This window comes from Exiguobacterium sp. s129 (genome assembly GCF_018617585.1).
In the GTDB taxonomy this organism is placed as follows: Bacteria; Bacillota; Bacilli; order Exiguobacteriales; family Exiguobacteriaceae; genus Exiguobacterium; species Exiguobacterium aestuarii_A.
The window spans coordinates 112,051-138,372 of record NZ_JACSKL010000001.1 but is presented as its reverse complement, the minus strand read 5'-3'; the positions used below and the strand labels follow the sequence as shown (position 1 = coordinate 138,372).

The 26,322-nt window shown below is 53.7% G+C and carries 19 protein-coding genes; all 19 read left to right on the top strand.

What is annotated here, in order from left to right; translation table 11 throughout:
* Window positions 1–82 precede the first annotated feature (82 nt).
* The 19 genes from KNO92_RS00585 to KNO92_RS00495 all read left to right on the top strand — a co-directional run bounded on the left by KNO92_RS00585 (window position 83) and on the right by KNO92_RS00495 (window position 26,317).
* Window positions 83–2,407: a glycoside hydrolase family 10-like protein gene (locus KNO92_RS00585; RefSeq protein ID WP_214759692.1), complete on the top strand. Its 2,325-nt coding sequence runs from the start codon at window positions 83–85 to the stop codon at window positions 2,405–2,407.
* Window positions 2,408–2,552: 145 nt separating this feature from the next.
* A complete protein-coding gene (locus KNO92_RS00580) occupies window positions 2,553–3,875 on the top strand; it encodes an ABC transporter substrate-binding protein (protein WP_214759690.1) in 1,323 nt (440 codons plus the stop codon).
* A 70-nt stretch (window positions 3,876–3,945) separates the two neighbouring features.
* A complete protein-coding gene (locus KNO92_RS00575) occupies window positions 3,946–4,881 on the top strand; it encodes a carbohydrate ABC transporter permease (RefSeq protein ID WP_214736631.1) in 936 nt (311 codons plus the stop codon).
* Window positions 4,882–4,894: 13 nt separating this feature from the next.
* Entirely contained in the window at window positions 4,895–5,719 is an 825-nt protein-coding gene (locus KNO92_RS00570) for a carbohydrate ABC transporter permease (RefSeq protein ID WP_026825194.1), read from the top strand.
* Window positions 5,720–5,740: 21 nt separating this feature from the next.
* Window positions 5,741–7,084 (top strand): FAD-dependent oxidoreductase, encoded by a 1,344-nt coding sequence (locus KNO92_RS00565; RefSeq protein WP_214759689.1) that lies wholly within the window; start codon window positions 5,741–5,743, stop codon window positions 7,082–7,084.
* Complete coding sequence (locus KNO92_RS00560) at window positions 7,081–9,573, top strand: glycoside hydrolase family 38 N-terminal domain-containing protein (protein WP_214759688.1); 2,493 nt, start codon at window positions 7,081–7,083, stop codon at window positions 9,571–9,573. The genes KNO92_RS00565 and KNO92_RS00560 overlap by 4 nt, the downstream gene beginning before the upstream one ends.
* 24 nt (window positions 9,574–9,597) lie before the next feature.
* A complete protein-coding gene (locus KNO92_RS00555) occupies window positions 9,598–11,256 on the top strand; it encodes an ROK family protein (RefSeq protein WP_214759687.1) in 1,659 nt (552 codons plus the stop codon).
* 9 nt (window positions 11,257–11,265) lie between these two features.
* Window positions 11,266–12,774: a DUF4127 family protein gene (locus KNO92_RS00550; protein WP_214759686.1), complete on the top strand. Its 1,509-nt coding sequence runs from the start codon at window positions 11,266–11,268 to the stop codon at window positions 12,772–12,774.
* Window positions 12,771–13,451, top strand: coding sequence for an N-acetylmannosamine-6-phosphate 2-epimerase (locus KNO92_RS00545; RefSeq protein WP_214694286.1), 681 nt, complete (start codon window positions 12,771–12,773; stop codon window positions 13,449–13,451). The genes KNO92_RS00550 and KNO92_RS00545 overlap by 4 nt, the downstream gene beginning before the upstream one ends.
* A gap of 152 nt (window positions 13,452–13,603) precedes the next feature.
* On the top strand, window positions 13,604–14,755 hold the full coding sequence (locus KNO92_RS00540) for an ROK family transcriptional regulator (protein ID WP_214694284.1): 1,152 nt from the start codon (window positions 13,604–13,606) through the stop codon (window positions 14,753–14,755).
* A 166-nt stretch (window positions 14,756–14,921) separates the two neighbouring features.
* Window positions 14,922–15,368, top strand: coding sequence for a hypothetical protein (locus tag KNO92_RS00535; protein ID WP_214694282.1), 447 nt, complete (start codon window positions 14,922–14,924; stop codon window positions 15,366–15,368).
* 24 nt (window positions 15,369–15,392) lie between these two features.
* On the top strand, window positions 15,393–16,694 hold the full coding sequence (locus KNO92_RS00530) for an ABC transporter substrate-binding protein (RefSeq protein ID WP_251126946.1): 1,302 nt from the start codon (window positions 15,393–15,395) through the stop codon (window positions 16,692–16,694).
* 67 nt (window positions 16,695–16,761) lie between these two features.
* Window positions 16,762–17,715 carry a carbohydrate ABC transporter permease gene (locus KNO92_RS00525; protein ID WP_214694278.1) on the top strand — a complete coding sequence of 318 codons (954 nt, stop codon included), beginning with the start codon at window positions 16,762–16,764 and terminating at the stop codon, window positions 17,713–17,715.
* A gap of 12 nt (window positions 17,716–17,727) precedes the next feature.
* Window positions 17,728–18,513 carry a carbohydrate ABC transporter permease gene (locus KNO92_RS00520; protein WP_214694276.1) on the top strand — a complete coding sequence of 262 codons (786 nt, stop codon included), beginning with the start codon at window positions 17,728–17,730 and terminating at the stop codon, window positions 18,511–18,513.
* Window positions 18,514–18,531: 18 nt separating this feature from the next.
* Window positions 18,532–20,520 (top strand): beta-galactosidase, encoded by a 1,989-nt coding sequence (locus tag KNO92_RS00515; RefSeq protein ID WP_214759685.1) that lies wholly within the window; start codon window positions 18,532–18,534, stop codon window positions 20,518–20,520.
* Window positions 20,517–22,583 carry an alpha-galactosidase gene (locus tag KNO92_RS00510; RefSeq protein WP_214759683.1) on the top strand — a complete coding sequence of 689 codons (2,067 nt, stop codon included), beginning with the start codon at window positions 20,517–20,519 and terminating at the stop codon, window positions 22,581–22,583. Before KNO92_RS00515 ends, KNO92_RS00510 begins: the two co-directional genes overlap by 4 nt.
* Window positions 22,584–22,605: 22 nt before the next feature.
* Window positions 22,606–23,790 carry a galactokinase gene (locus KNO92_RS00505; protein WP_214759680.1) on the top strand — a complete coding sequence of 395 codons (1,185 nt, stop codon included), beginning with the start codon at window positions 22,606–22,608 and terminating at the stop codon, window positions 23,788–23,790.
* Window positions 23,787–24,791 carry a UDP-glucose 4-epimerase GalE gene (galE, locus tag KNO92_RS00500; RefSeq protein WP_214694270.1) on the top strand — a complete coding sequence of 335 codons (1,005 nt, stop codon included), beginning with the start codon at window positions 23,787–23,789 and terminating at the stop codon, window positions 24,789–24,791. The genes KNO92_RS00505 and galE overlap by 4 nt, the downstream gene beginning before the upstream one ends.
* Window positions 24,788–26,317 (top strand): UDP-glucose--hexose-1-phosphate uridylyltransferase, encoded by a 1,530-nt coding sequence (locus tag KNO92_RS00495; RefSeq protein ID WP_214694269.1) that lies wholly within the window; start codon window positions 24,788–24,790, stop codon window positions 26,315–26,317. The genes galE and KNO92_RS00495 overlap by 4 nt, the downstream gene beginning before the upstream one ends.
* The last annotated feature ends 5 nt before the right edge of the window (window positions 26,318–26,322 follow it).

Below are 26,322 nucleotides of genomic sequence, written 5' to 3'. Positions count from 1 at the left end.
AAAATGATTATTTTTACCTATCACCCTCTATGCTATGTTCTTTTTGTAAGCGGTTACTTTTTTAGAAGAGGGAGTGAATGGGATGAACAAACGTAACGTAGTTGGTACGGCACTTAGCCTCACGTTGGTGGGAAGTTTATTACCGATGCAAGGAGCGGCAGCTGAAGAGGTGATGAAAGTCATCGATGCCTCTGGTGATGAGATGCGTGTCGGGGGCATCAACAAACTCGCGAACCAGCAGCAACTCATCATCTTCAACGATCAGTTCAGCTACTACACGGAGACGAACCCGGCGAGTACGGAAGTCGTGCTAGAGAAAGTCGGGATCAATACGTACACGGTAGCGGAGAAACGAGGCGGGAACAGTCCAATCCCAGAGAACGGTCTCGTCATGTCGACAGGGAAAGACACGACGGAAGCGGTCGCTTCGTTCTTGCGTCAGCTCGAAGTCGGGGAGCGCATCATGCTCGAGGAGCCGGTCGTCAAACAAGAAGAACGCAGGGCGAACGCCGTCGACCCGACGCGAACGTCGAATCCGGACGGGGCACCGTTCGATGGATTCCGCGGGCCGGACCAGTTGATCGTCTATACGCCTGCGTTCGGGGAGTCGACGAAGACGAACGTATATGGCTATGAGATCACGGTCGAAGATGGCTATGTGACGAAGCTTGGGGGCGGGAATTCAAGCATCCCAGATAACGGATTCGTCGTCAGTGGCCATGGTGTCAGCTCGGCATTCCTTTCAGGGAACAGCATCATCGGGGCGAAAGTCGACGTGACGAACGGGGTCGTCACGATTACACAGGATGTGGACAGCTATGCGTTCCAAAGTGAGAAAGCGATTGAGAAGGCTGAACAGTCGATTGCAAAAGCGCGGGCGGAATGGATTGACGTCCCGCTCGACTTGGCGGACGAGGCGCTCCGTTCCGCTCGGACATATTTAGATCAGGCGAATGGGGAGTCAGACCCGGTCATCGCCTTAGACGCGGTAAGGCAAGCGACGCAGCGTGCGTATGATGCCTATTATTACTCCATCGACTCCGGTGTCGCCGAGCAGCGTGCGGTGTGGCATCGTCCGAAAGAATCGACGTTAGCAGGCGTCGAGACCGTCTTAGATCGAATGGAAAAGGCCGGGTTCAATGCGGTCTATCTCGAGACGACGTTCTGGGGATACCCGATCTATCCGAGTGCGGTCCAGGAACAGTATGGACTTCCCACCCAGCACCCGAACTTCAAAAACGGTGATTTCGGTGAGCACGGCACCGACATTCTCGCCGCCTATATCGCGGAAGCGAAAGAGCGAGGCATGACGGTTCACGCATGGACGGACGGATTCATGGTCGGGGAAGCGAGCTTAGGTGTCCCGTCTCAGTTCAAACAATATCCGGAATGGGCGGCCGTACAACGGACGAATACGACCGGACAGCCGGCGCCGGACACGTCGAGCCGCTATTACTGGCTAGATATCATGCAGCCTGAAGTGCAAGACTATATGCTCGCGCTCTATGAGGAGATGGAATCGACTTACGACATCAAAGGGTTGAATATCGATTACATGCGACTCCCGCATCATGGTTTTGACAAAGCGTATGGATTTAGCGAACCGACGCGGGCGCTCTATGAGCAAGTGAGCGGCATCGATCCGGTTGATTTGAAGAAGGATACGCCGGAATGGGAGGCGTTCCAAACATGGGTACGCGAACGGGAGAATGAATTCGTCGACAAGTTACATGACGTCTCCAAACAAAATAATTCGAAGTTCATGCTGACGGCGACGCCAGAACCAGGAGCGGAAGAAGTGTATATCAGTGACTGGAAAGAAGACATCGATGCCGTCATCCCACAAGCATACGGACATGACTTCAATAGCATTCAAAAGACGGTTCAGGCGAGTAAAAAGCTGATGCCGGAAGGAACGATGTACTTCACAGGGATCTATTCGTTCTATCACCACTTAAGCGAGGGGGCGGCGGTGGATGATGTTCTGTCGGCGAAGTTTGGCACATCGGGTGTGAACATGTTCGCATTCGGTCAAGCGAGCGCCCCGTCCGTCGATGCGCTAGGGAAAGGTCCTTGGCGCGAGACGGCCGTCAACCCAGGGGAAGAGCCGCTCCTCGCCATCGAAGCCTTGTTGAAAGACACGCGCCGCGAGATGAACAGTCTGTATATGCCAAAAGGGGCGATGGATAAAAAAGCTGGTCGTGCTCTCGCCAAAGAGATCCAGCGTCTTGAGAAGGCAGCGAGAAAACAGTCGCTCACCATTGAGGATGTTCAACGAATCGAACAGTCGTTAGATGTCATGAAAACAAACACTCAACTCGAGCCGGTGTTATATGACCGTTTACAGTCACGAACGGCTGACATGAAACAATGGTTACAATACGCCATCGACCGTCAAGGGTTCTAACCGTTGGACTCGTCTCTGAAAAAGGGGCGAGTTTTCATTTAGAAAATTATTTTCATTTTGATTTTAGTATTGCAAATAGATTTCTTAAACGTTATGATGGATTTGTGAAAACGCTTTCTATTTTATCTCGGGGAGGAAATGAAAGATGAAAAAACGTACGAAACAACTTGCGGCGAGCGCATCGATCGCTGCCTTGTCAGTCGGCTTGATGGCTTGTAGCAATGAAGAGTCTGGTAGCAGTTCGGCATCGAGTGACGGGGAACTGTCAGGGAAAGTGACGATGTGGACAGCCTCACTCGCAGGGGAGCCATTCGATTCGTATTTTGACGAGATTGAAAAAGAGTTTGAAGAGATGCATCCAGACGTGGATGTCGTCATCGAAGACGTGCCACAAAATGAAATGGAGCAAAAAGTACTGACGTCGTTGACGGGTAGTGACGTCCCAGACGTCGTCAACTTGAACCCACACTATATGTCGAACATCGCGGCACAAGGTGGATTGCTCGAACTCGACGACATGTTGTCTGAAGAAGCGAAAACGGCTTATGTGGATGGTCCATACAAGTCTGGTATGTTCGAAGACAAACTGTACGCACTTCCTTGGTATTTGACGACGACCGTCTCTTGGTACAACGGGGACCACTTCGAACAAGCAGGCATCAAAGAAGTCCCGACTTCGACGGAAGGCATTTACGAAGCGTCGAAAATGTTGACGGACAAGACGGGTAAACCGGCGTTCTATCCGGTCATCAATGACGGAAACGCCATCATGGAGAAGATGGTCTCCATCGCGGGTGAACCGATTGTCGAAGATGGAAAAGCGACGTTCGCTGACAATGCGGACATCATCAACTATTTCGAGACGATGCAAAAAATGTATGACGAAGGGTTGATCCCGCAAGAAGCGGCTGAAGGATCAATCAAGACAGGACAAGAACTCTACATGGCGGGCAACACGTCATTACTCGAAGGTGGCGTCACATTCCTCGGACCGGTCGAGAGCGGCGCACCGGACATTTATGAAGTCTCAAAAGCAGGACAGCCGCTTGAAGCATCAGACGCACCGGTCAACGTTGCAGTCATGAACTTCGCCGTACCGGCGAAGACGAAGAATAAAGAGGCAGCGGTCGCATTCGCCGAGTTTGTCACAAATGCCGACAATCAGCTCGAATTCGCGAAGACGGCAGGAACGGTCCTCCCATCGACGAAAGCGTCACTCGAGGATGACTACTTCACGAATCCGGGAGACTCACCGAAAGCGCTCGGGATGATGCAAGCTTCAAAATCACTCGAACGTGCCGAAGTTCTCGTCCCACCGACAGAGAACAGTGCAGAACTACGTGAAGCGACGAAGAATATCTTCGTTCAAAACTTACAAGGAAAAATGTCAGGTAAAGAAGCAGTAGAAGCACTTGCGAAAGCTTGGGATGACGCGTTTGAGAAATCTGGAGAGAGCGTGACGTTCTAAACGTTGAGAGCTGAATCAAAAGGAGACCCCTCTTTTGATTCAGCTCGTTTTATTGGAAGGAGACCATAAGATGAATAAAGAGAATATAGCACTCCCTGTATCGACCACGAAAACGAAGGTCGTCAGACGGAAGAAGAAAAACCTCCTCACCCCTTGGCTGTTCCTACTCCCATCGATCGTTGTGCTCGGCACGTTCCTCGTCATTCCGATCGTCGAGGCGTTCCACTGGAGTTTGTTGGACTATAAAATCATTGCGGGGACTGGAGAGTTCGTCGGACTCGCCAACTTCAAAGAGATTTTTACAGATACGTCGTTCTGGCTTGCCTTATGGAATACGATTTTATTTTTGATCATCGTCCTTCCATTAAATATCTTTTTGCCAATGATTTTAGCAGTTCTCGTCAATCAGGCCATCAAAGGTGTCTCGACGTTCCGCATCCTGTATTACTTGCCGGTCGTCACGCCGATGGTCGTCGCCGCGCTCATGTGGAAGATGCTTTACTCACAGAGCGGTCCGGTCTCGTCGATCTTCGTATCGCTTGGCCTGTTTGACAATCCGACAAACTTACTCGTCCAAAGCTCGACCGCTCTCGTCGCCGTATCCGCGATTACCGTGTGGAAAGGCTTGGGCTACTACATGATCATCTATTTGGCAGGACTTCAGTCGATCTCGAAAGACGTCTATGAATCGGCCGAGATTGACGGAGCGAACGCCTTCCAAAAATTCTGGCGTATCACCGTACCGATGCTCACACCATCTGTCACTCTCGTATCGGTCATGACGATCATAGCCGGAATGAAAGTGTTCGAAGAAATCGCCTTGACGACAGGTGGCGGTCCGGCTGGCGCGACCACCACGCTCGTCATGTACATCTACAACAAGTTCATGTCACTGGACGTCAGTATCGCATCCGCCGCTGGTGTCGTCCTGCTCCTTCTCGCAATCGGCGCTTCATTGCTTCAGATGAAGTTGACGAGTTCGCGAGAAGAAGATTTACGGGCATAAAGGAGAAGTGAAGATGAAACGTAAACAAACGACACAAAAAATCATGTTGTATCTATTGATGATTTTCATTTCGGTCATCACGGTTGGACCGTTCCTCATCACGTTGTTCATGGCACTCAAGTCGCCAGGGGAAAGCATTTACGGGACGGTCTATCCGACAGACCCGACACTTGCGAACTTCACCGATTCGTTCTCGAAAGCGAACTTCGGGCTCTACTTTTTGAATACGTTCATCGTGACGGCGATCGCCATCCCGTTGAACTTGCTCTTCTGTAGTTTGGCGGCATATCCGCTCGCACGGATGGACTTCCGGGGAAGAGGCGTCGTCCTCTCGCTCATCATCGCGACGATGATGGTCCCGTTCCAACTGTACATGGCACCCCTCTTCCAACTCGCGGGCGAGCTCGGTCTACGCAACTCTTACATCGGTCTCGTCGTGATGCAGGTGGCGACGGCGTTCGGGATTTACTTGATGCGCCAGGCTTACTTACGTATCCCGAAAGAGCTTGAAGAGTCAGCTTACTTGGACGGGGCGAACCGCTTCCAAGTCTGGTATCGTGTGGCGTTGCCGCTCGTCAAACCGACACTCGTCACGTTGGCGATCTTCACGTTCATGGGGACGTGGGGTGACTACTTGTGGCCACTCCTCAACTCGACGGAGAGTAGCATGTACACCCTCTCAATCGGATTGGCGCAACTGTCACAAAACTTCGATGGCTCGAACTTGAAATTGATTAGTGCGGCATCGATCTTGACAACGATCCCGACATTGATTTTATTCATGGCGCTCCAAAAATACTTTATCTCCGGTGCGACAGATGGTGCCGTGAAAGGTTAAGAGAGAAAGGACGCGGAAGAGATGATTCACTACGCAGGACACGAAATCAAAGTAGTACGAGAAGTCGGGTGTGTTGTCGTTGGCGGCGGGACATCTGGCGTGACGGCAGCCTATACGGCAGCGAACGAAGGAATTGATACACTTCTCATTGAAAAGACGATCGCACTCGGGGGGACGCAGACGAACGCGCTCGTCTCTCCGATGATGCCGACACACGTACAGCCTCGGGGCGTCAACCGGCACATTCTAGACCGACTGGAAGAACGTGGCGTCAAAACGGACGATGGGACGACAAATTGTCGGTGGTTCAACGTCGAGACGCTCACCTCGGTGCTAGACGATTTGTTGGAACAGGTCGGATGTCAGGTGTTATACGATGCTGTCGTCATCGATGTGTTGAAAGACGAGGATACGATCACCCATCTGATCGTCCAGACATGTGCCGGCCTCGTCGCGATTCAAACGCAGACGGTCATCGATGCTTCAGCGGACGCCGTCGTCGCCCGTGTGTCGGGCATCCCGACATCTTCTGGGGATGAGAACGGACATAACCAACAGATGACGTTCCGTTTTGAGATGGGTGGTGTCGACCTCGCTCGTGTCCGGGACTATGTACTCGGACTCGGCGAAACGTTCTGTCAGATTGAGGACCCGGACTTTTTCGAAATCGTCATGGTCCCCGGGAAAGGGCATGTGCTCGAGGAGTTATTCCGGGACGGATTGGCAACAGGCGAACTCACGGTCGACGACCTGAAATACTTCCAAGGGTTCACACAACCGGGCAAACCGGGTGTCTTCTCTTTTAACTGTCCCCACATCCCTGGACTGACGGATACGACCAATCCGTTCGCCCGCTCTGAAGCGGTGCGGATCGGGCGACAGATGATGCAGCGTCTTAGCCGATTCTTGGTCCGTCATTTACCAGGATTTGAGTCGGCGTTCTTATTAAAAGAAGCGACACAGCTCGGCATCCGTGAGTCGTATCGAATTCAAGGGAAGTATGTGTTATCCGAGACGGACTATGCGAATCGGGCCCGTTTCCATGACGCGATCGCCAAAGGTGACTGGTACGTCGATGTGCATCGCGTCAAAGGGGATGAGGCGTTACCGAAGAAATATACGGCGGGTGAATATTATGAGATCCCGTACCGTGCCCTCATCGTGAACGAAGTGACGAATGTCATCTTCGCCGGACGACACATCTCGAGCACGTTCTTGATGCAAGCCTCCCTTCGGATTCAACCGACGTTACGAGACGTCGGGGAAGCGACGGGACTCGCCGTCGCACTCGCATTGGAAACGAAAACGGCACTGAATGAACTCGACGGTGCGTTGATTCGGGAACGAATGGAGGTCCTCCAATGAAACAAGTACATGTATTGAATCATACGCATTGGGACCGGGAATGGTATGAATCGTTCGAATCGTTCCGCTTCAAACTGACGGAAGGGCTGCGCTATGTCGTCGACCAGCTTCAGACTGGACAATTCGATAACTTCTTCTTAGACGGACAGACGATCGTGCTCGACGATTACCGGGAAGTGGTCAGTGCGGACGAATATGAGCAGCTCGTCGAGTGGATCCGGGCAGGCAAAATCGAGGTCGGACCGTGGTACTTACTCGCCGACGAGTTTTTAGTGGCAGGAGAGTCGCTCATTCAAAACTTGAAGATCGGGACGAAGATGGCACGTGAACTGGGTTCGAAACATGATATCGGCTATTTGCCGGATACGTTCGGACATATCGGGCAGATGCCACAGATTCTAGAGCAGTTCGGGATCGGTCATGCCATCCTCTGGCGTGGCGCCGTATCGGATTCATTCGAGAATACATGGATTGCGCCGAACGGGTCGCACATCAAGACGTTCGTCCTGCCTTTGTTCGAAGGCTATTATCAGACGTTCCTAAAGCACGAGGCATTTCAAAAAGAGATGGATGACTATTTGACACGTAACGAACCGTTCGTGAAAAGCGGTCATTATCTGGTCATGAACGGAGCCGACCATACGTTTACGGCACCTGACATCAAGGACCGGCTCGATGCTATCGATTTGCCGATCCGTCAATCACTCATGTCTGACTACATGGACGCGGTGGCGACACATCGTCCGACCGCCACGATACACGGTGAACAGCGGGACCCATCGAAAATCTTCATCCTACCAGGTGTTCTCTCGACAAGGACGTATCTGAAGCGTGACAATCAACTCGTTGAAGATGAAGCGCTCAACACACTCGGATTTTTGAACGCATTCCTCGGCACGGAGACACGAAACGATTCATTCCGAGAGTATGTGTGGAAACTGATTTTACAAAACCAGCCACACGACAGTATCTGCGGATGTAGCATCGATGCCGTCCATGACGAGATGGAGACACGTACGGCACGTGCACTCGCGGCCATGAGACAGTTCGAACAGACGCAGCTCGACAAGCATTATCCGGCACCGTATTTTGGTGAAGGCTATAACAATCAGCTCGTGGTGATCTCGACCGTTCCCATCGAGCGGAAGCTCCCGGTGGAAACGACGATTCGCATCCCGAAACGACTCGACCTCGGACAGATCCGCCTCAGCATGAACGGGCGACCGATTGAAATCGACGTCTTGCGCCGAGAAGAGAAGGAAGTGTTTCTACGACACATTTTGGCAGAGCCGCATTACGATGAGTATGTCGAGTATGACGTCGTCTTTTCGATCCCGATCGAAGGGGCAGGAGCCTATGTGTGCGAGATTGAACGGATTGAAGGAGAAGTCGCACGGCCCGACCGAACAGATGACGCTATCGAGAATGCGTTCGTCAAAGTCGAAGTGAGCGGCAATGACCTGACAATCACCGATGTAGCGAGCGGGAAACGCTATCCAGGGCAGCATGTCTTCTATTCGAGTCTCGATGCAGGAGACACATATAACTATTCACCGCCACGAGAAGACCGTTTGACGCAAGCGACACTACGCCATGCCACGGTGGAGCGTGGTCAAGCCCATCAAACGATGCGTCTCGAATATGCGTTGACGGTCCCAACTTCTTTGGATGATTCACGTCAAACAGGAAGCGAACAGATGGTGACGATGCCGATCACGACGACGGTCACACTTTACGAACACGACCCGCTCATCCGCTTCAAGACGACGGTAGATAACAAGGCACAAGACCACAAGCTCCGTGTCGCCTTTGATGTTGGAACGTGCGAAGTCACGACAGCGGACACGGCGTTTGATTGGAACGAACGGGAGACGATGCGGGACAAGCGATTTGATGCCGGGAAAAATGAAGAGTGCGTCATGGCGCAAGCACCGACGTATTCGTTCGTTCAGGCGAATGCGCACACCCTCGTCCATCGCGGTTTGCAAGAATACGAAGTGAGCACATATGACGGCCGAGACGTCGTGGAGCTGACGATGCTCCGAGCGGTCGGCTGGCTGTCACGACGGGACTTGCGCACGCGAGGAAACGGGGCTGGACCAGGATTTGAAGTGCCGGGTGCACAATGTCTGCGAACCGACACGTTCGAATATGGACTCTTGCTGAATCGGGAGAAGGAGTCGGCGACACACATCACGAGTTTCCGTCGACGACCGATTGTGCATCAAACACGCGCAGCGAAACCGAGACATTGGTTCACGATGACAGGTGGCGTATTCTCGAGTGTGACAGGAATTGAACCGAATGTGAGTGAGATTCGTCTATTCAATCCGACGACGGAGCGTGTTTCGGTTACCATGACGTTCGAACAACAGGTAACATTAGAGAGAGTAACGTTAACAGGAGACGTCATCGAACGAGTGGGCGAAACGTTCACGGTCCGACCGAAAGACATCGTGACGATCCGGGTGACGAGCGAAGAGAAATAGACTTTAACGAAGAAGGTGACAAAGATGAGAAAATTCGTAGCGCTCGACATTGGCGGGTCGTTTATCAAGTACGGTGTGTTGACGGAAGATGCGATTTTTATCGAAAAGCACGAGAGTATGACCGAGGCCAATCAGGGCGGGGCTCACATTTTAGAGAAGGTGACGGGATTCATCCGTGACTTGCAGACGCGTCATGACGTGCAAGGAATCTGCATCTCGACGGCAGGACAAGTCGATTCGAAAGAAGGAGTCGTCGTCTATGCTTCGAAGTTGATTCCGGCTTACACAGGCACTCGATTAAAAGAAACGTTAGAGGCGACGTTCAGTCTGCCGGTCGAGGTCGAAAATGATGTGAACTGTGCCGGACTGGCCGAGTCATGGATTGGGAGCGGCAAAGGGGCGAAAAGCTTATTTTGCCTGACAATCGGAACAGGAATCGGAGGCAGTTACATTCTCGACAACAAGCTCCATACGGGACATAGCTTCAGTGGGGGCGAGATCGGATACATCCCAATCGAAGGATATGCGTTCGAAGAATTGGCGTCTACCCGTGTCCTCATCGAACGTGTCGAGGCGAGAACGGAACAGACGGGACTGAACGGGAAAGACGTGTTCGAGATGGCACATGCGGGCAATCCGATCGCCATCGAAGAAATCGACCGCCTCGTCTATTACCTGTCAAAAGGGATCGCAACGGTGACGTATATGATGAACCCAGAAAAAATCATCATCGGTGGCGGGATCACGGCGCAAAAAGACTATCTGTATCCTCGCATCATGAAGCAACTGGCTGTCGACATCATCCCGGCCATCTTGGAGAAGACGACGATCGAGATTGCCCGCAACTTGAACAACGCGGGCATGATCGGGGCGCTTCGTCACTTCTTGCTCCAGGAATCGATGCGACCGCTCCGGAGCATCACGACGATCATCGAGTCGAACCATCATCGTTTCACGAAGCGGGAACAGCTCGTCGCCGACTTTATCATCCAGAACCTTGAGGCCGTTCCGAACAAGACGATCACGGAGATGTCTCGTCAGATCAACGTTTCGGAAGCGACGATCACCCGTTTTTGTCAAAAGCTCGAATTCGGGTCATATAACAAATTGCGCCTACTGGCCAAAGAAGCTACCGTCAGCAATCGCTACTACGGTCCCTCGAATATCGACGGGCTCGATGATATCAATGAAGCGTACTTCATGATGATAAAGAAATACGAGTCGTTGTACGACCAAAAAGCGATAAATCGACTGAAGGAAGTGCTTGAATCAACGAACCAGGTCGTCTTATACGCGACAGATGAGTGGTCACCGCTCTTACCCGCCATCAAGACGAAACTCCTCGAGTTCGGCGTCATGACGGACGGATTCTCGGGCGCCCAAGCGATTCAATTGTCGAAACGGGCGATTCGTCCAGAGACACTCGTCATCGGGCTCAGTCGCGATGGCTACAGTGAGGAGGTCATCGACGGATTGACACACGCGAAACGGATTGGTGCCGTCACGGTCGGTCTATCGACACAGAGCGATTCGCCACTCTTCTCAGTCTCCGATGTCCGCTTGACCGTCGCTTCGACAGAAAACGCGAATGTGACCTCCATTCGGGAAGTGGCCCTCTTTTATCTATTAGATGTCATCACGCACACGGTTCGGGTGGAAGAGCCGAGCAGTGAGACGATTTGAGGTGTGACGATGAAAATCGTATATGTACCGATTGATGAACGACCATGCAATGTCGATGTGGTGCAGCGCATTGTCGGGGTGACCGACGAGGTGACGCTGCTCACGCCACCCGATCATTTATATGGATACAAAAAAGAAGCAGCCGACCAATTGGGGATGCGGGAGTGGGTGCGCAGTGTCAACGACTGCGACGCTCTCGTCCTCAGTGCGGACATGCTTTGCTATGGCGGGCTATTGCCGTCACGCCTTCATCACATGACAGACTCGGATCGAGATACCTTCATCGAGTGGATCCGGACACTTCGGAGTGAGACGAAGGCACCGCTCTATGTCGCGACGATGATTATGCGCACGCCGAAGTATAGTTCGGATGACGAAGAACCTGACTATTATGGACAATTTGGTGCGGAAATCTATCGACGCGCCTGGCTGCAGGACCGTGAGGAACGGGACGGGTTGACCATGGAGGAACAGGACGAACTCGCGAACTTGAATGAGTTGATTCCGACTGAGTATGTTGTGGATTACGAGACGAGACGTGCCTTCAACCGATCCATCAACGAGGCGATGATTCAACTCGTTGAGGACGGGGTCATCGAACGATTGTTCATCCCGCAAGACGATAGTGCCGAATACGGCTATACGTCGATTGACCAAGCAGACGTATTACGACAAATTCAAGAGCAGCGTGTCTTCACGAACGTCCATATGTATCCGGGAGCGGACGAAGTGGGCGCCACGATGGTCGCTCGAGCCTTTTTGGATAAGCGAGGAACAAAGCCGCGTGTGTATCCGATATGGAGTAGTGTCCTCGGTCCGACGTTGATCCCGATGTATGAGGACCGACCGTTCATCGAAAGTATGTATGCCCATCTGGACGCGATTGGACTACACCTCGTGGAGACGATGGAAGAGGCGGATCTTGTTCTGGCTTATAACGTACCGGGACGCACGATGCAGGAATCGTGGGATCAAGACGAACGAGATGTGACGTACACGAGTTTTCGTCACATGCGTCAATTCGTCACCAAGATCGAATCTGCGCGTACGCAAGGGAAACGCGTCATCGTCGCCGACAGCGCCTATGCCAACGGTGGGGATCAGGAGTTGATCATGTGGCTCGATGAGTTGAATCTTCTCGAACAGTTAGACTCTTATAAAGGTTGGAACACGAATGGGAATACGCTCGGGACGACGCTTGCGCAAGGGGTGTTTGCTCAAGTCGGAAAACGAGAACGGATTCGTGAGAACGTCCTCTATCACGTGCTTGACGATTTCGTCTATCAAGCGAAAGTTCGGATGAAGATGACGAATATCGTGTTACCAGAGTATGGAGCCAGCTATTTCGATTTAGGCGGACATGCTGTAGCGATTTCGCAAGAGCGCAATCAGATGATGACGGAAGTGGCGCGACATGTGCTCCGTCATTCATTCCAAGAATCATGGACATTCAACACATCGGCACCATGGAACCGTATGTTTGAGTGCCGATTAGAGTTTGGAGGAACAACCCAATGATTGAACGATTAAGAAATCAGTTGATTGTGTCCTGTCAGGCACTCCCGGATGAACCACTCCACGGTTCGACCATCATGGCCCGCATGGCCATCGCCGCAAAAGAAGGTGGGGCGAGTGGGATTCGTGCGAACGGAATCGAAGATATTCAGGCGATTCAAGCTGTCGTTGATTTACCAATCATCGGAATCATCAAACGGGAATACGTTGGTTCTGATGTCTACATCACACCGACGATAGAAGAAGTCGATGCACTCGTATCTGCAGGTGTTGACTTGATTGCCCTCGATGCGACAAACCGTGATCGACCGGACGGCTCAACGATTGCGACATTCTTCCCGCTATTAAAAGAGAAGTATCCGAATCAATGCTTTATGGCAGATTGCGCCACACTAGAAGATGCGGTCCGTGCTGAACTGTTAGGATTCGACGTCGTCGCACCGACTCTTTTCGGGTATACCGCGGAGACGGCTGGGAAGAAAGTGTATGAAGGTGATTTTCAATTTTTAAGGGAGATGGTGCAAATCGTCTCGATTCCTGTCATTGCAGAAGGGAATGTGATCACACCGGAACACGCGCGACGTGTCCTTGAAATTGGGGCACATGCGGTCGTCGTCGGTGGCGCCATCACAAGACCGCAACAGATTGCGAAGCGGTTTGTGGAAGGGATTTCAATGTGAACTGAAACATGTAAAGAATAGGTTGGGTGGTGGACAGGATATTGTCGATTGCCCAGGCTATTTTTTTATATGATCAAACAAAAGCAAAAGCGCTTTCGGTCATTTCAGACATGCTATACTAAAAGAAAATGACAGGAATAGGTGGAATGGTCATGGGGAACACAACACCACGCAACTCCAAATGGATGAGATCCTATAATCGGGCGCTCATCCTTCGGCTCATCCGGCTCCATCAGCCGGTGTCCCGCGTTGAGCTCGCCAAGAAGACGAGTTTGACAAAGCCGACAATCTCAAACATCGTCAACGAACTAAAAGAAGAAGGACTGATCAATGAGCGGGAGCTCGGTGTCTCGAGTGGGGGACGACGCCCGATCATGCTCGAGCTCGCGGCGAGCGACCGTTTCGTCATCGGCATCGATGCGACACAGCGGAAGCTGCATGGGGTCGTCACGAACATCCATGGGGAACTGCTCGACGAGGCATGGCATGACGAACGGTTCGACACGAACGAAGAGTTCATCGACGCCATCGTCGCGCTCTACATAACGTTGAACGACCGCACGAAAGGGGACGTCATCGGACTCGGTGTCTCTGTCCACGGGATGGTCGAGGCAGGTGACGGGGTCGTCTTGTTCGCGCCACGTTTTCACTTGCACGACATCCCGCTCAAGCGCGAACTCGAGAAACGACTCGGTCAGCACGTCTTCGTCGAGAACGACGTACGGACGCTCGCTCTCGGCGAACTGTATTTTGGGGAAGCCATCGGCATCGAGGAGTTCTTTTATGTGTATGCCGGGTACGGGATCGGGGGAGCGTATGTCCACGCAGGCGAGTTGATCGATGGGGAGCATCATATCGCCGGTGAGATCGGACATATGCGCATCATGCTCGACGGACCGATTTGTTCATGCGGCAACCGGGGCTGTTTAGAGGCGGTCGCAGGTGAGCGTGCCATCTTGAACGAGGCCCGTCAACTCGCACATGATCTGACGCTCGACGATCTTCGTGATTCCGTAAGCTCGAATCAAGACGTTCAAAAGCTGTATGAACGTGCCGGTGAATATATCGGCATCGCCACGCTCAATATGATCCATCTGTTGAATCCGGGTCGTATTCTTCTCGGGGGACCACTCTTCAACTATGCGCCGGACGTCGTGACGAACATCCAGGAGCGTGTCGCCCAGACGGCGCTCACCCTCGATGCCCGTCAGACCGACATCCGTGTCGTCCCGTGGAATGTTAGCCAAGGGGCACTCGGGGCCGCGGCACTCATCACGAACGAGATGTTCGGTGAAATCCAATGAAACAACGAGTCGTCTTTCTCTTGCAGAAAGGCGATTTTTCATTTCTTCATAAGAAAGCGTTTACAACATAAACAAGGGCATGCTATAGTCTATGTGTAGTTAGATAATAAATTTAATTTACTAAGTAAGGGGTGACACTCTCAACGACACGTTTGGAGGGGTAGCGATGCAAAAAGAGACACCATTGAAAGACCAGTTCCACGCGATCTTCGGTCGCTACGGGGCGACCCGATTGTTCGCACGACACGACTTCGCCTTCGACGAAATGGAAGCGTTCACAGGCGAGGAGACGAGCATGATCATCACGCGCTCTAGACGCGACGGCATCTTTCGTCTCTATGACGAGGAGACGCGTGACATCCGATTATTCCGGGCATCGACGCTCTCTCGTGACGTGTCGTTCAACGACATGGACGGCTTGTTCGAACTGTTGCTCTGGCGATTGAAAGAACAAGACGCATTGCCGTTCGGGGCGGACCTTTACGTCGTCGGCCCATACATAGACGGACCGAAGCTCGATTTGGAACTGATCACGTACACGTTGACACGGCTCGGGGATCGCCCGATGCCAGACCATCTTATTCGGGAGTTATGCCATCGTATCGTGGCGTGACAACACATTCAAAGGAGAATGAACATGAAAAAAACGACGATTGCACTCGCATCATCTGTCTTAATGCTCTCATCTTTACTCGCTGCGTGCGGCGATGACGAACAAGCGGCGGCGACAACGGAAGACGGCAAGCCGGTCATCACATGGTGGGGCTGGGCGCCACAACCTGAAGTCGGGGAAGAAATAGCGAAGGCGTTCAACGAATCGCAAGACGACTACGTCGTCAAATTCAAGCGTCTCGAAGATTACGAGCAACAGCTCCAAGTCGCGATGCTCGGCGGTGACGGTCCGGACATCATCGGTCTCAAAGAGCCGATGATCCCACAATACAAGGATCGCCTCGTGCCAGCGAAAGACTATATGGACAAAGCGGCCGGCGAAGGCTGGAAAGAAAAATTGATCGAGCTCGGCATCGAACAGACGACGGTCGAAGGCGAACAGTACGCGGTACCAGTCGGCTTCACAGGACAGGCATACCTCATGTACAACAAGACGCTCCTCGACAAATACGGCGTGACACCGCCGAAGACATATGACGAGACGGTCGCGGCAATCGACAAGATCAACGCCTCAGGCGACAAAGTCATCCCGATGCAACTCGGTGCGAAAGACGCATGGGTCGGCGTCGACGTCTTCAATGTCTTGAGTCATCAGGTCGCACCAGGCTATATCCAGGACGTGCTCGCCGGTGACGCGAAGTGGACGGACAAAGAGATGGTCGAGACGGCTGAACTTTGGCAACAACTATACGAAGACAAAGTGTTCCAAGAAGGGGCATTGGGTCTCGCGACATACATGGACGGCATGAACAATTTCTTCGACAAGAAAGCCGCGATGTGGATCATCGGTTCATGGGAAGCCCACTCGATGACGACGGTCGAGAAGCGCGACAAGTGGAACAACTTCGAAGACGAGATCGGCTTCGTCCCGATGCCTAACCTTGCAGGTGGCACAGAACAACCGGTCATCGCATCGATCGACATGGCACTCGGTGTCAACAAAGAGTCGAAACAACAAGAAGGTGCGGCTGCCTTCATCGCTTATATGACGCAAGGCGAAGGACAAGCGCTCTACATGGAGAAGTTTGAGATGGCACCAGCTGTCAAAGACATCGAAGTGGCATACGAAGACAAGTTCACGAACGACGTCGAGCGTGAGTCTTACGAAATCTTGAACGAGACGGTGAAGAACGCTGTCGCGGGACGCGGAATCCGTGACCCGAAAGTGTACGACGCACTTGGGAAAGAACTTCAAAACATCGCTGCCGGACAAGATGCGAAAGAAGCACTCGCACGCATCCAGGCGATTGCGGACCAAGGTAAATAATCGAACGAGCGCCAGTAGCCAGACTCACTGGCGCTCGATTTTTTGAATCTGAAAGTGAGGGAACCTTATGCAACAAGCAACCGATTTGAACAAGTCCAAGCCGAAGCTCGCGTCGGTGCCACCGAGCGCGCCGAACCCGATCCGGAAGAAAGAGCGGATGAAGCAAAACTTGATCGGCTGGGCGTTCGTCGCCCCGACCGTCCTGTTCGTCATCGCCTTCATCTATTACGGGATCTTCTATAACGCTTATCACTCGCTCTTCTCGTGGGACGGGATCTCGTTTGAGAAAGTGTATGTCGGCTTCGAGAACTTCGCACGCATGTTCCAAGACCCGGAATTTTATAACGCGCTCAAGAATACGGGTATCTTCACGATCTTGACGGTCACGATTCAGGCGGGTCTCGGGCTCGTGTTGGCCTATTTGCTTCACACGAAAGGCGCGGGCCGGACGTTCTTCAAATCGGTGTTCTTCTTCCCGGTCGTCTTGAGCCCGGTCGTCCTCGGGGCGGCGTTCACGCAAATCTTTGACTTCCAGTTCGGCTACATCAACGAATTCCTTCGCATGATCGGACTCGGTGCTTTGGAGCAGAACTGGCTCGGCGACCAGGATGTCGCGCTCTACGCCATCATCTTGATTAACATCTTCCAGTGGACGGGCTCGTCGATGATCATGTACTACATGGCGATGCTCGCCATCGAACGGGAAGTGTTCGAGGCGGCCAATATTGACGGGGCCGGCTTCTGGCGCACGCTTTGGAGCGTCGTCTTCCCGAACTTGAAAGGAACGACGTTCACGCTGACAATCCTCGGGGTCATCGGTGGTCTGAAGACGTTCGATATCGTCTGGATCTCGACGCAAGGTGGACCGGGTAACTCGACGGAGGTCATCTCGACGTACTTGTTCCGGAAATCGATGCTTCATCAAGAGGTCGGATACGCTAGTGCTGTCGCCATCATCTTGCTCGCGATCGCACTCGGTATCACGTACTTCCAGATGCGTGTACAGAAGAAAATGGACTAAGGGGGAGTAGCTATGGAACTGCAAACGAAAAAAGGAAGATGGTTCACCAATATTGGTCTGTCACTCATGGCGGTCCTCTGGTTGTTCCCGATCTTCGTCATGTTCAAGGAAAGCTTACGTGTCAACGGCTTTGAAAACTATATCGCGACGCTTCAAAACCCGAACTTCCCACAGTTCGTCATCAACAGCTTCATCGTCGCCTTCTTTATGATTCTCATTTCGATCTCGCTTCTCGCTTTTGCGGCGTTTGGCTTCTCGAAGCTCCAGTTCGCTGGGAAGCGACTATTGTTCAATCTCGTCTTGGCAGGATTGATGCTACCGGTCGCCTCGCTCATCGTGCCGCTCTTCTTCACATTGCGTACGCTTGACGGGCTCAACAGCTATTGGGGATTGATTGGTGCCGAGATCGCCTTCTTCCTCCCGTTCGGGCTCATGCTCATCAAGAGCTACTTCGACGAATTGCCGAACGAATTAATGGAAGCGGCGCATATCGACGGGGCGTCGACGTTCCAAATCTTCTATAAAGTCATGATGCCGCTCGCCAAGCCGGCGCTCGCGACAGCGACGATCTACGCGTTCCTCAACTCGTGGAACGAGTACTTGATGGTCCTCACGTTCATGACGGACCCGGCCAAGCAGACGGTGACGATGGCACCGACCTTCTTCACGGAAGCGCTCGGCGGGGACCCTGGTAAACTGTACGCCTCGCTCGTCTTGATCAGCTTGCCGACGATGGTGTTTTATATCTTCTTCCAACGCTTCTTACAAAAAGGGATGACTTCGGGAGCGGTCAAATAATCGATTGAGGTGAACAGCATGTATTTAGGAGTAGATTACTATCCAGAACAGACGGACCGTGCGCTTTGGGATGAGGACGTCCGCTTGATGAAAGAGCTCGGCGTCAACGTCATCCGTATGGCCGAATTCGCCTGGACGATGATGGAGCCGGCAGACGGTGAGTTCGACTTCTCATTTTGGGACGAGGTCGTCGAGACGTTCGGCGAACACTTTGACATCGTCCTCGGCACACCGACGGCGACACCACCCGCATGGCTCATCGAGAAGTATCCGGACATCCTCCCGGTGACGAAAGACGGTGTCCGCATCAGTTTCGGTGCCCGTCGTCATTATACGGTCAACAGCCCCGTCTACCGCGAGTACTGTGAACGCATCACCCGCAAGATGGCGGAACGGTACGGTCGTCACCCACGCGTGATCGGCTGGCAGACGGACAACGAGTATGGACATGAACAGTCGGACCGTTCGTACGGCGACGTCGATCAAGTGGCGTTCCAGGAATGGCTGAAAGAACGTTACGAGACGCTCGACGCGCTCAACGCGGCTTGGGGGACCGTCTTCTGGAGCCATACATATACGGCATGGACACAGATTCCGGTTCCTCGCACCGTGTTCCAAGAACATAACCCGTCGCTTCTCGTCGATTTCGATCGTTTCTGTTCGGATGCGTATCGCGCGTTCAACAAACTCCAAGTCGACACGCTCCGTCCGCTCATCCACGAGGACGCGTTCATCACGCATAACCTGGTGTATAGCGACATGGCGATCAACCAGCAACAGATGGCTCAAGATCTCGACTACGTCTCGTTCGACAACTACCCGGTCTGGGGCGGATTGCCGGAGCCGAACCGTTTCGAGAAGACAGCGCACGATCATGATCTTTGCCGCTCGTCGAAACAAGGAAAAGGGTTCTGGGTGATGGAGCAGCTCAGTGGGGCACAAGGATGGAGCCGCATCGGCTACTTGCCGAGACCAGGACATATCCGTCTTTGGACACATCAAGCCGTCGCCCGTGGCGCCGAGGCAATCGTCTACTTCCGATTCCGTGCCGCTGACTTCGGGACAGAAGAGTTCTGTCATGGCATCATCGACCATGACGGAAAGCCGAAGCGGAAGTTCGAAGAGGTGAAGCACGTCATGTCAGAGCTTCACGCGCATGGCGACATGATCAACACGGCTGCGTATAAGTCAGACGTCGCCGTCTATTTCGACCAAGAGAACTTATGGGCGTGGACGCATCAACCGCACTCGGACGCGTTCAACTTCAAACAAGAGTTCGTCCGCTTCTATGGTGCGGCCGTCCGTCAAGGCGTCAACACGGACATCGTCTTCCCGGGTGATGCGCTCGACTCGTATAAACTCGTCATCGTCCCGCTCTATTTCCTCGGGAATGACGTGTTCGACGAGACGCTCATCGACTATATCGAGAATGGTGGGAACGTCATCTTCACGTACCGAACTGGCGTGAAAGACCCAATCAACCGTTGCCACAACTTGACGCTCCCAGGAAAGTTCGCCGAATATGTCGGGATCGAGATTGACGAGTATGAGAGCTTACAAGCCGTCCAGTCGAACGAGGTCCGCCTCGGCGACCAAGTGTCTGAGGCGAACATCTGGTGCGACTTGATTACACCAAAGGGTGCCGAGGTGTTAGCGACTTACGGGCAGGCGTTCTATAAAGGGACGGCGGCGATCACGCGCCACACGTATAAAGGCGACGTGACGTATATTGGCTCATCGGTCGACGACGCGATGCTCGACACAGTCTATCACGAGGCACTCACACGCGCCGGCATTGACGCGCACCGACTCCCGGACGATGTCGAGAAAGTCGACCGTCACGGGAACGGGCAGTTGATCCGTTTCTATATGAACCATTCGACCGAGGTCACGTCATCCGTCGAACTTGACGACATGTGGCAGACGCTAGACGGGGAGACGGTGACGGGCAGGCTCGAACTCGAACCGCTCGTGGTCGTCCTACTCAAACGGGAGGTGAAAGCATGATCGTTCGTCACGACAATCGGTTCGCCCTCATCGGGACGAATCTTACCTACGTGTTTGATGTCGATGCACGCGGTCGTCTCGTCCATCAATATCTCGGCGGACGCCTACATGAGTCCGACATCAAAGAACTACCGGATACGCGGGTGTTGCATTCGTCGTTCGAGACACCGGAAGGGGTGGCCGCTTACGAGTTCACCTCGTTCGGCGATCTCGTCTATACGGAACCGACGTTGAAAAGTCATACCGAGACGGAACGGTTGCATGCGTTCGCACTCCGTGATGCACGGATCGATGGAGAGACGCTCGAGATCGATTTGGTCGACTCGATTCAGTCCCTTCACGTGACGCTTCAGTTCACACTCTACCCGGCGTACGACATCATCGCCCGCCGCATGACCATCAAAGCAGGAGAGACGGTCACGCTCGAGAGCGCGCAGTCGTTCAGCCTCGGACTCATCGAGCGCGACATGCGACTCCGTCATTTCAGCGGGGCGTGGACGAGCGAGTTCCAGCTTCAAGAAGGGCCGCTCCTTCCAGGTAAGAAGACGATCGAGAGTCGTCGCGGGTTGACGAGCCATCAAAGCAACCCGTGGTTCGCACTCGACAGTGACGCCACAGAGACACAGGGAGAAGTCGTCTACGGCTTCCTCGGACATTCCGGCAACTGGGCAATCCATTTTGAGAAAGACCAGTTCGGCTTCACGCAAGTGACAGGCGGGATCAACCCGTTCGATTTCGCGAAGACGCTTCAAGCGGGTGAGTCGTTCACGACGCCAACCGGTTATATCGGTTATACACAACGCGGATTCGGCGGCATGAGCCAGAACGCCCACGACTTTGAGCGCGACGTCATCATGCCGGAAGTGACGCGTGACGTGTTGCGCCCGGTCCTCTACAACTCGTGGGAGGCGACCTACTTTGACGTCAGCGAGGACGGTCAAAAACGTCTCGTCGACGAGGCGGCCGCCATTGGCTGTGAGTTGTTCGTTGTCGATGACGGTTGGTTCGGTGAGCGCCATTCGGACGCGGCCGGACTCGGGGATTGGCACGTCAACGAGACGAAGTTTCCGAACGGGCTCGACCCGCTCGTCCGCTACGTCGAGGAGAAAGGTCTCCAGTTCGGGCTATGGGTCGAACCGGAGATGGTCAACCCGGACTCCGACCTGTACCGGGCTCATCCGGAATGGATTTACTATACGGACGGACGCCCGTCGACGACATCTCGGAATCAGTTCGTCTTGAACCTCGCCTTGCCTGAAGTTGAGGCGCACGTGACGAAATGGCTCGATGAGTTACTCGGACGACACGACATCCGTTATATCAAGTGGGACATGAACCGTGCCTTCTCCGAGCCGGACAGCCCACATCTACGTGACGCCAAGGAACTGTGGCTCCGTCACGCGGAAGCGGTGTATCGCATCCTCGACACGTTGCGTGAAAGACACCCGAACGTCGCGTTCGAATCATGCGCCGGCGGCGGTGGACGGATCGACCTCGGTGTCCTCTCGCGCGTCGAACAAGTTTGGACGAGCGACAACACGGACGCACTCGACCGTCTCACCATCCAGGAAGGCTTCTCATACGCCTATAACGCCAAAATGATGAGCTGCTGGGTGACGGACGCGCCGAACTGGTTGAACAATCGTTCGTTGCCACTCGGATATCGGTTCGTCAGTGCCATGCAAGGGACGCTCGGTATCGGCGGCAACCTGCTCGAATGGACGAAAGAAGAATTGGCAGAGGCGAAAGAATGGATTGCTACGTATAAGACAATCCGTCCGCTTGTGCAGCACGGGACGAGCCATCGTCTCGCTTCACTCAAACGGGACGGCTTCCACGCCGTCGGCTATACGGACGGAGAAGACTACGTCGTCCTCGTCAACGCCGACCGGCGCCAATACGGGAAGAATCGCTTGCGCGTGAAGTTGCGCGGACTCGACCCTGAACGGACGTACGAACTAGAAGGGCGCCGCGTGAGCGGACGCTATTTGATGGAACAAGGCATAAACCTCACACAACAAACAGACTATGACGCGTATTGCCTGGTCATCCACCCGGCATGAGCGATGGAAGGGATGAAGCCGTATGCTTTCATTTGAAATGGAACAGCTGAAACAACAATTCGAGGAGGTGTTCGCCGCATCAGTGGACCGGGTGTTCTTCGCACCGGGTCGCATCAACTTAATCGGCGAGCACACCGACTATAACGGAGGGCACGTCTTCCCATGTGCGATCACGTTCGGGACGTATGGACTCGTGAAGAAGCGGGAGGACGATTTGATTCGTGTCTACTCACGCAACTTTGAGGACGTCGGCATCGTGTCGTTCCCTGTGACGGACGGGACGTATGAGGCGAGCCACGACTGGGCGAACTACGTGAAAGGTGTCGTCACGCTTCTTCGACAAGACGGGCACGATATCCAAGGGTTCGACTTCCTCCTTGCGGGCAATATCCCGAACGGGGCAGGTCTCTCGTCATCGGCTTCCCTCGAACTCGTGACGGCGTTCATGTTGAATGAAGTATACAGTCTCGGTCTCGAACGACTTGACCTCGTCCGACTCGGACAGAAAGTCGAGAACACGTTCATCGGCGTCAACAGCGGTATCATGGATCAGTTCGCCATCGGGATGGGCAAAGCCGGGCAGGCGATGCTCCTCGATTGTGAGACACTCCATCACGACTACGCACCAATCTCACTCGACGGATACGACATCGTCATCATGAACACGAACAAACGACGGGAACTCGCCGATTCGAAATATAACGAACGTCGACGTGAATGTGACACGGCACTCGGGTTGATTCAACCAAAATTCGAAGTGGAGTCACTCGGGCAGCTGTCGATGGAGTCGTTCGAACAAGTCGCGATTGACTTGCCGGCGACGCTCCGCAAACGGGCACGCCACGCCGTCTCGGAGAACGAGCGGACGAAACTTGCGTATACCGCTTTACAAGAAGGACGACTCGAGACGTTCGGTCAGTTGATGAACGCGTCACACGCGTCGCTACGGGACGACTATGAAGTGACAGGGCTTGAGCTCGATACGCTCGTCGCGGCCGCGCAAGCGTGTGACGGTGTCATCGGTGCCCGTATGACGGGGGCCGGATTCGGTGGCTGTGCCATCGCCATCGTCCGACAAAATGAGACGAGCGCGATGATCGAACAGACGTCTGCGAAGTATGAAGAGACAATCGGTTACGCGCCGACATGTTACGTCGCCTCGGTCGGGGACGGCGTCCGAGAACTCGTAGAGGAGGAAGTGAAATGAGTGTACTTGTCGTCGGCGGTGCCGGCTATATCGGATCGCACGCCGTCCGTGCCTTATTGAAAGACGGGGAAGACGTCGTCATCCTCGACAATCTCCAGACGGGACACGTCGAGTCGATCCCGCAAGACGTCCGTTTTTATGAAGGGGACTTACGTGACCGTACGTTCGTGAAAGAAGTATTCGCAAAAGAACGGATCACGGACGTTCTTCATTTTGCGGCGAACTCGCTCGTCGGTGAATCGATGACGGACCCGCTCGCTTACTATGACAATAACGTCTTCGGGACACAGGTGCTTCTCGAGACGATGCGGGACGCGGGGGTGAAACGGATTGTCTTCTCCTCGACGGCCGCGACATACGGTGACCAGACCGTCATGCCGATCGATGAGACGGCGCTGACGAACCCGACGAACACGTACGGGGCGACGAAGCTCGCGATGGAGTCGATGATTCGCTGGTGTGACCAGGCGCACGGCATCCGTTCGGTCGCGCTCCGCTACTTTAACGTCGCCGGAGCGATCGCGACCGGTGAGATTGGGGAAGACCATGACCCTGAGACACACCTCATCCCGATCGTCCTTCAAGTGGCGAACGGACAGCGTGACGCCATCACCGTCTTCGGTGACGATTATGCGACAGAGGACGGCACATGTATCCGCGACTACATCCACGTCCAAGACCTCGTCGACGCGCATCTTCTCGCACTCCGTTATTTACGGGAAGACGGGGTGAGCGACGTGTTCAACCTCGGGACGGCGAACGGATTATCCGTGCTCGAAATTGTTGAAGCGGCACGCCGCGTGACAGGCCATGACATCCCGGTCCGACTCGGGGAACGCCGCGCCGGTGACCCGGCGAAGTTGATCGCCTCGTCCGAAAAGGCACGACGGGTCCTCGGCTGGACACCGACCCGCTCAGATGTCGAGACGATTTTGACGGACGCGTGGAACTGGCACGCAAGCCATCCGTTCGGTTATCAGGCGAAAGAGGTGAGACGATGATCGATGTGACGATTGAAGCACTCGTCGAGGCGACGATTCGTGCAGAGTTGATTGACGAGCAGGACCGGATCTATTCACGGAACCGTGTGCTCGCCACGCTTCATAAACTCGACATGGACGTCCCGACGTCTGTGCCGTCGATAGAAATCCCAGACGCATTAGAGGAGCTGGTCGCATATGCGATCGAACAGGAGTTGATCGAACCAATCCTTGAAGAGAAGGACCGGTTCATGGCTGAGGTGATGAACGTCTTCGTCTCGAAACCTTCTGAAGTGACGCGTCGTTTCAATGAACTTCGCGCGACGGACGTGACAGCGGCAACGAGTTTCTTCTATAAAATGAGTCAAGCGTCAAACTATATCCAGACGCGGCGGATTGCGAACAATATCACGTATCAAGCACAGACCTGCTATGGCACGCTTGACATCACCATCAACTTGTCCAAACCGGAGAAGGACCCACGTGAGATCGCACTCGCCCGGACGCAGCCGACTCCGACGTCGAACTATCCGAAAGGGTTATTGGCGATCGAGAACGAAGGCTACGGCGGACACTTAAAACACCCGGCGCGTGCAAACCATCGCGTCATCCCGCTCACGCTCGGTGGACAGCCATGGTCGTTCCAATATTCACCGTACCTCTACTACAACGAGCACTCGATCTTGTTGTCGAACGAGGTGCGCGACATGGTCATCGACCGGGGCGCGTTCGAGCGTCTGATCGACTTTATTACACAGTTCCCGCACTATTTCGCCGGGTCGAACGCGGACTTGCCGATTGTCGGCGGTTCGATTTTGACGCACGACCATTATCAGGCAGGCCGCTACCGGTTTGCGATGGACGATGCGCGCGTCGTCTCGACGTATCGCTCGGAGCGTTATGACCAGGTCGAGATTGAGACGCTCTACTGGCCACTCTCGGTCGTCCGTCTCCGTTCCCGTCAACAAGAGCAGCTCGTCATGTTGGCGAATCAGTTGCTCGGCTATTGGCGCGACTATGAGGACGAATCGAGTGAAGTTATCCCGTATACAGATGGCGTCCCGCATAACACAGTCACCCCGATTGCGAGACGACGGGACGGGCGCTACGAGCTCGACCTCGTGCTTCGGAACAATCGGACGAGCGACGCACATCCAGATGGGATTTTCCATCCTCATGCTGACGTGCATCACATCAAGCGTGAGAATATCGGCTTGATTGAAGTGATGGGACTCGCCGTCTTACCAGCACGCCTTAAGACGGAACTCGAACAAGTCGTACGATATGTGGCAGGCGAAGATGTCGAAGTTGAAGCGATGCATCAGCAATGGGCGGACGCGTTACGGAAGAAGGCAGGCGACCCGAAAACAATCGTCGACCAAGCCGTCGTCGACAAGTTCGTGAAAGGACTCGAAGACGCCGGAGTCTTCAAACAGACAGAGACGGGGCAGGAACGGTTTGATGTGTTCATCCGTTCGCTTCTGAGTCATGTCGATAAAGTGGAGTACGGAACACCAAGGTCGGGAATGAGAGAGAAAACGAACTAAAGGTG

Excerpts from the sequence above, each read along its gene's own strand:
- KNO92_RS00530 (WP_251126946.1), top strand. The coding sequence starts at position 15,393 with ATGAAAAAAACGACGATTGCACTCGCATCATCTGTCTTAATGCTCTCA.
- KNO92_RS00535 (WP_214694282.1), top strand. The coding sequence starts at position 14,922 with ATGCAAAAAGAGACACCATTGAAAGACCAGTTCCACGCGATCTTCGGT.
- KNO92_RS00520 (WP_214694276.1), top strand. The coding sequence starts at position 17,728 with ATGGAACTGCAAACGAAAAAAGGAAGATGGTTCACCAATATTGGTCTG.
- KNO92_RS00510 (WP_214759683.1), top strand. The coding sequence starts at position 20,517 with ATGATCGTTCGTCACGACAATCGGTTCGCCCTCATCGGGACGAATCTT.
- KNO92_RS00580 (WP_214759690.1), top strand. The coding sequence starts at position 2,553 with ATGAAAAAACGTACGAAACAACTTGCGGCGAGCGCATCGATCGCTGCC.
- KNO92_RS00560 (WP_214759688.1), top strand. The coding sequence starts at position 7,081 with ATGAAACAAGTACATGTATTGAATCATACGCATTGGGACCGGGAATGG.
- KNO92_RS00505 (WP_214759680.1), top strand. The coding sequence starts at position 22,606 with ATGCTTTCATTTGAAATGGAACAGCTGAAACAACAATTCGAGGAGGTG.
- KNO92_RS00550 (WP_214759686.1), top strand. The coding sequence starts at position 11,266 with ATGAAAATCGTATATGTACCGATTGATGAACGACCATGCAATGTCGAT.
- KNO92_RS00545 (WP_214694286.1), top strand. The coding sequence starts at position 12,771 with ATGATTGAACGATTAAGAAATCAGTTGATTGTGTCCTGTCAGGCACTC.
- KNO92_RS00555 (WP_214759687.1), top strand. The coding sequence starts at position 9,598 with ATGAGAAAATTCGTAGCGCTCGACATTGGCGGGTCGTTTATCAAGTAC.
- KNO92_RS00540 (WP_214694284.1), top strand. The coding sequence starts at position 13,604 with ATGGGGAACACAACACCACGCAACTCCAAATGGATGAGATCCTATAAT.
- KNO92_RS00565 (WP_214759689.1), top strand. The coding sequence starts at position 5,741 with ATGATTCACTACGCAGGACACGAAATCAAAGTAGTACGAGAAGTCGGG.
- KNO92_RS00585 (WP_214759692.1), top strand. The coding sequence starts at position 83 with ATGAACAAACGTAACGTAGTTGGTACGGCACTTAGCCTCACGTTGGTG.
- galE (WP_214694270.1), top strand. The coding sequence starts at position 23,787 with ATGAGTGTACTTGTCGTCGGCGGTGCCGGCTATATCGGATCGCACGCC.
- KNO92_RS00525 (WP_214694278.1), top strand. The coding sequence starts at position 16,762 with ATGCAACAAGCAACCGATTTGAACAAGTCCAAGCCGAAGCTCGCGTCG.
- KNO92_RS00575 (WP_214736631.1), top strand. The coding sequence starts at position 3,946 with ATGAATAAAGAGAATATAGCACTCCCTGTATCGACCACGAAAACGAAG.
- KNO92_RS00495 (WP_214694269.1), top strand. The coding sequence starts at position 24,788 with ATGATCGATGTGACGATTGAAGCACTCGTCGAGGCGACGATTCGTGCA.
- KNO92_RS00515 (WP_214759685.1), top strand. The coding sequence starts at position 18,532 with ATGTATTTAGGAGTAGATTACTATCCAGAACAGACGGACCGTGCGCTT.
- KNO92_RS00570 (WP_026825194.1), top strand. The coding sequence starts at position 4,895 with ATGAAACGTAAACAAACGACACAAAAAATCATGTTGTATCTATTGATG.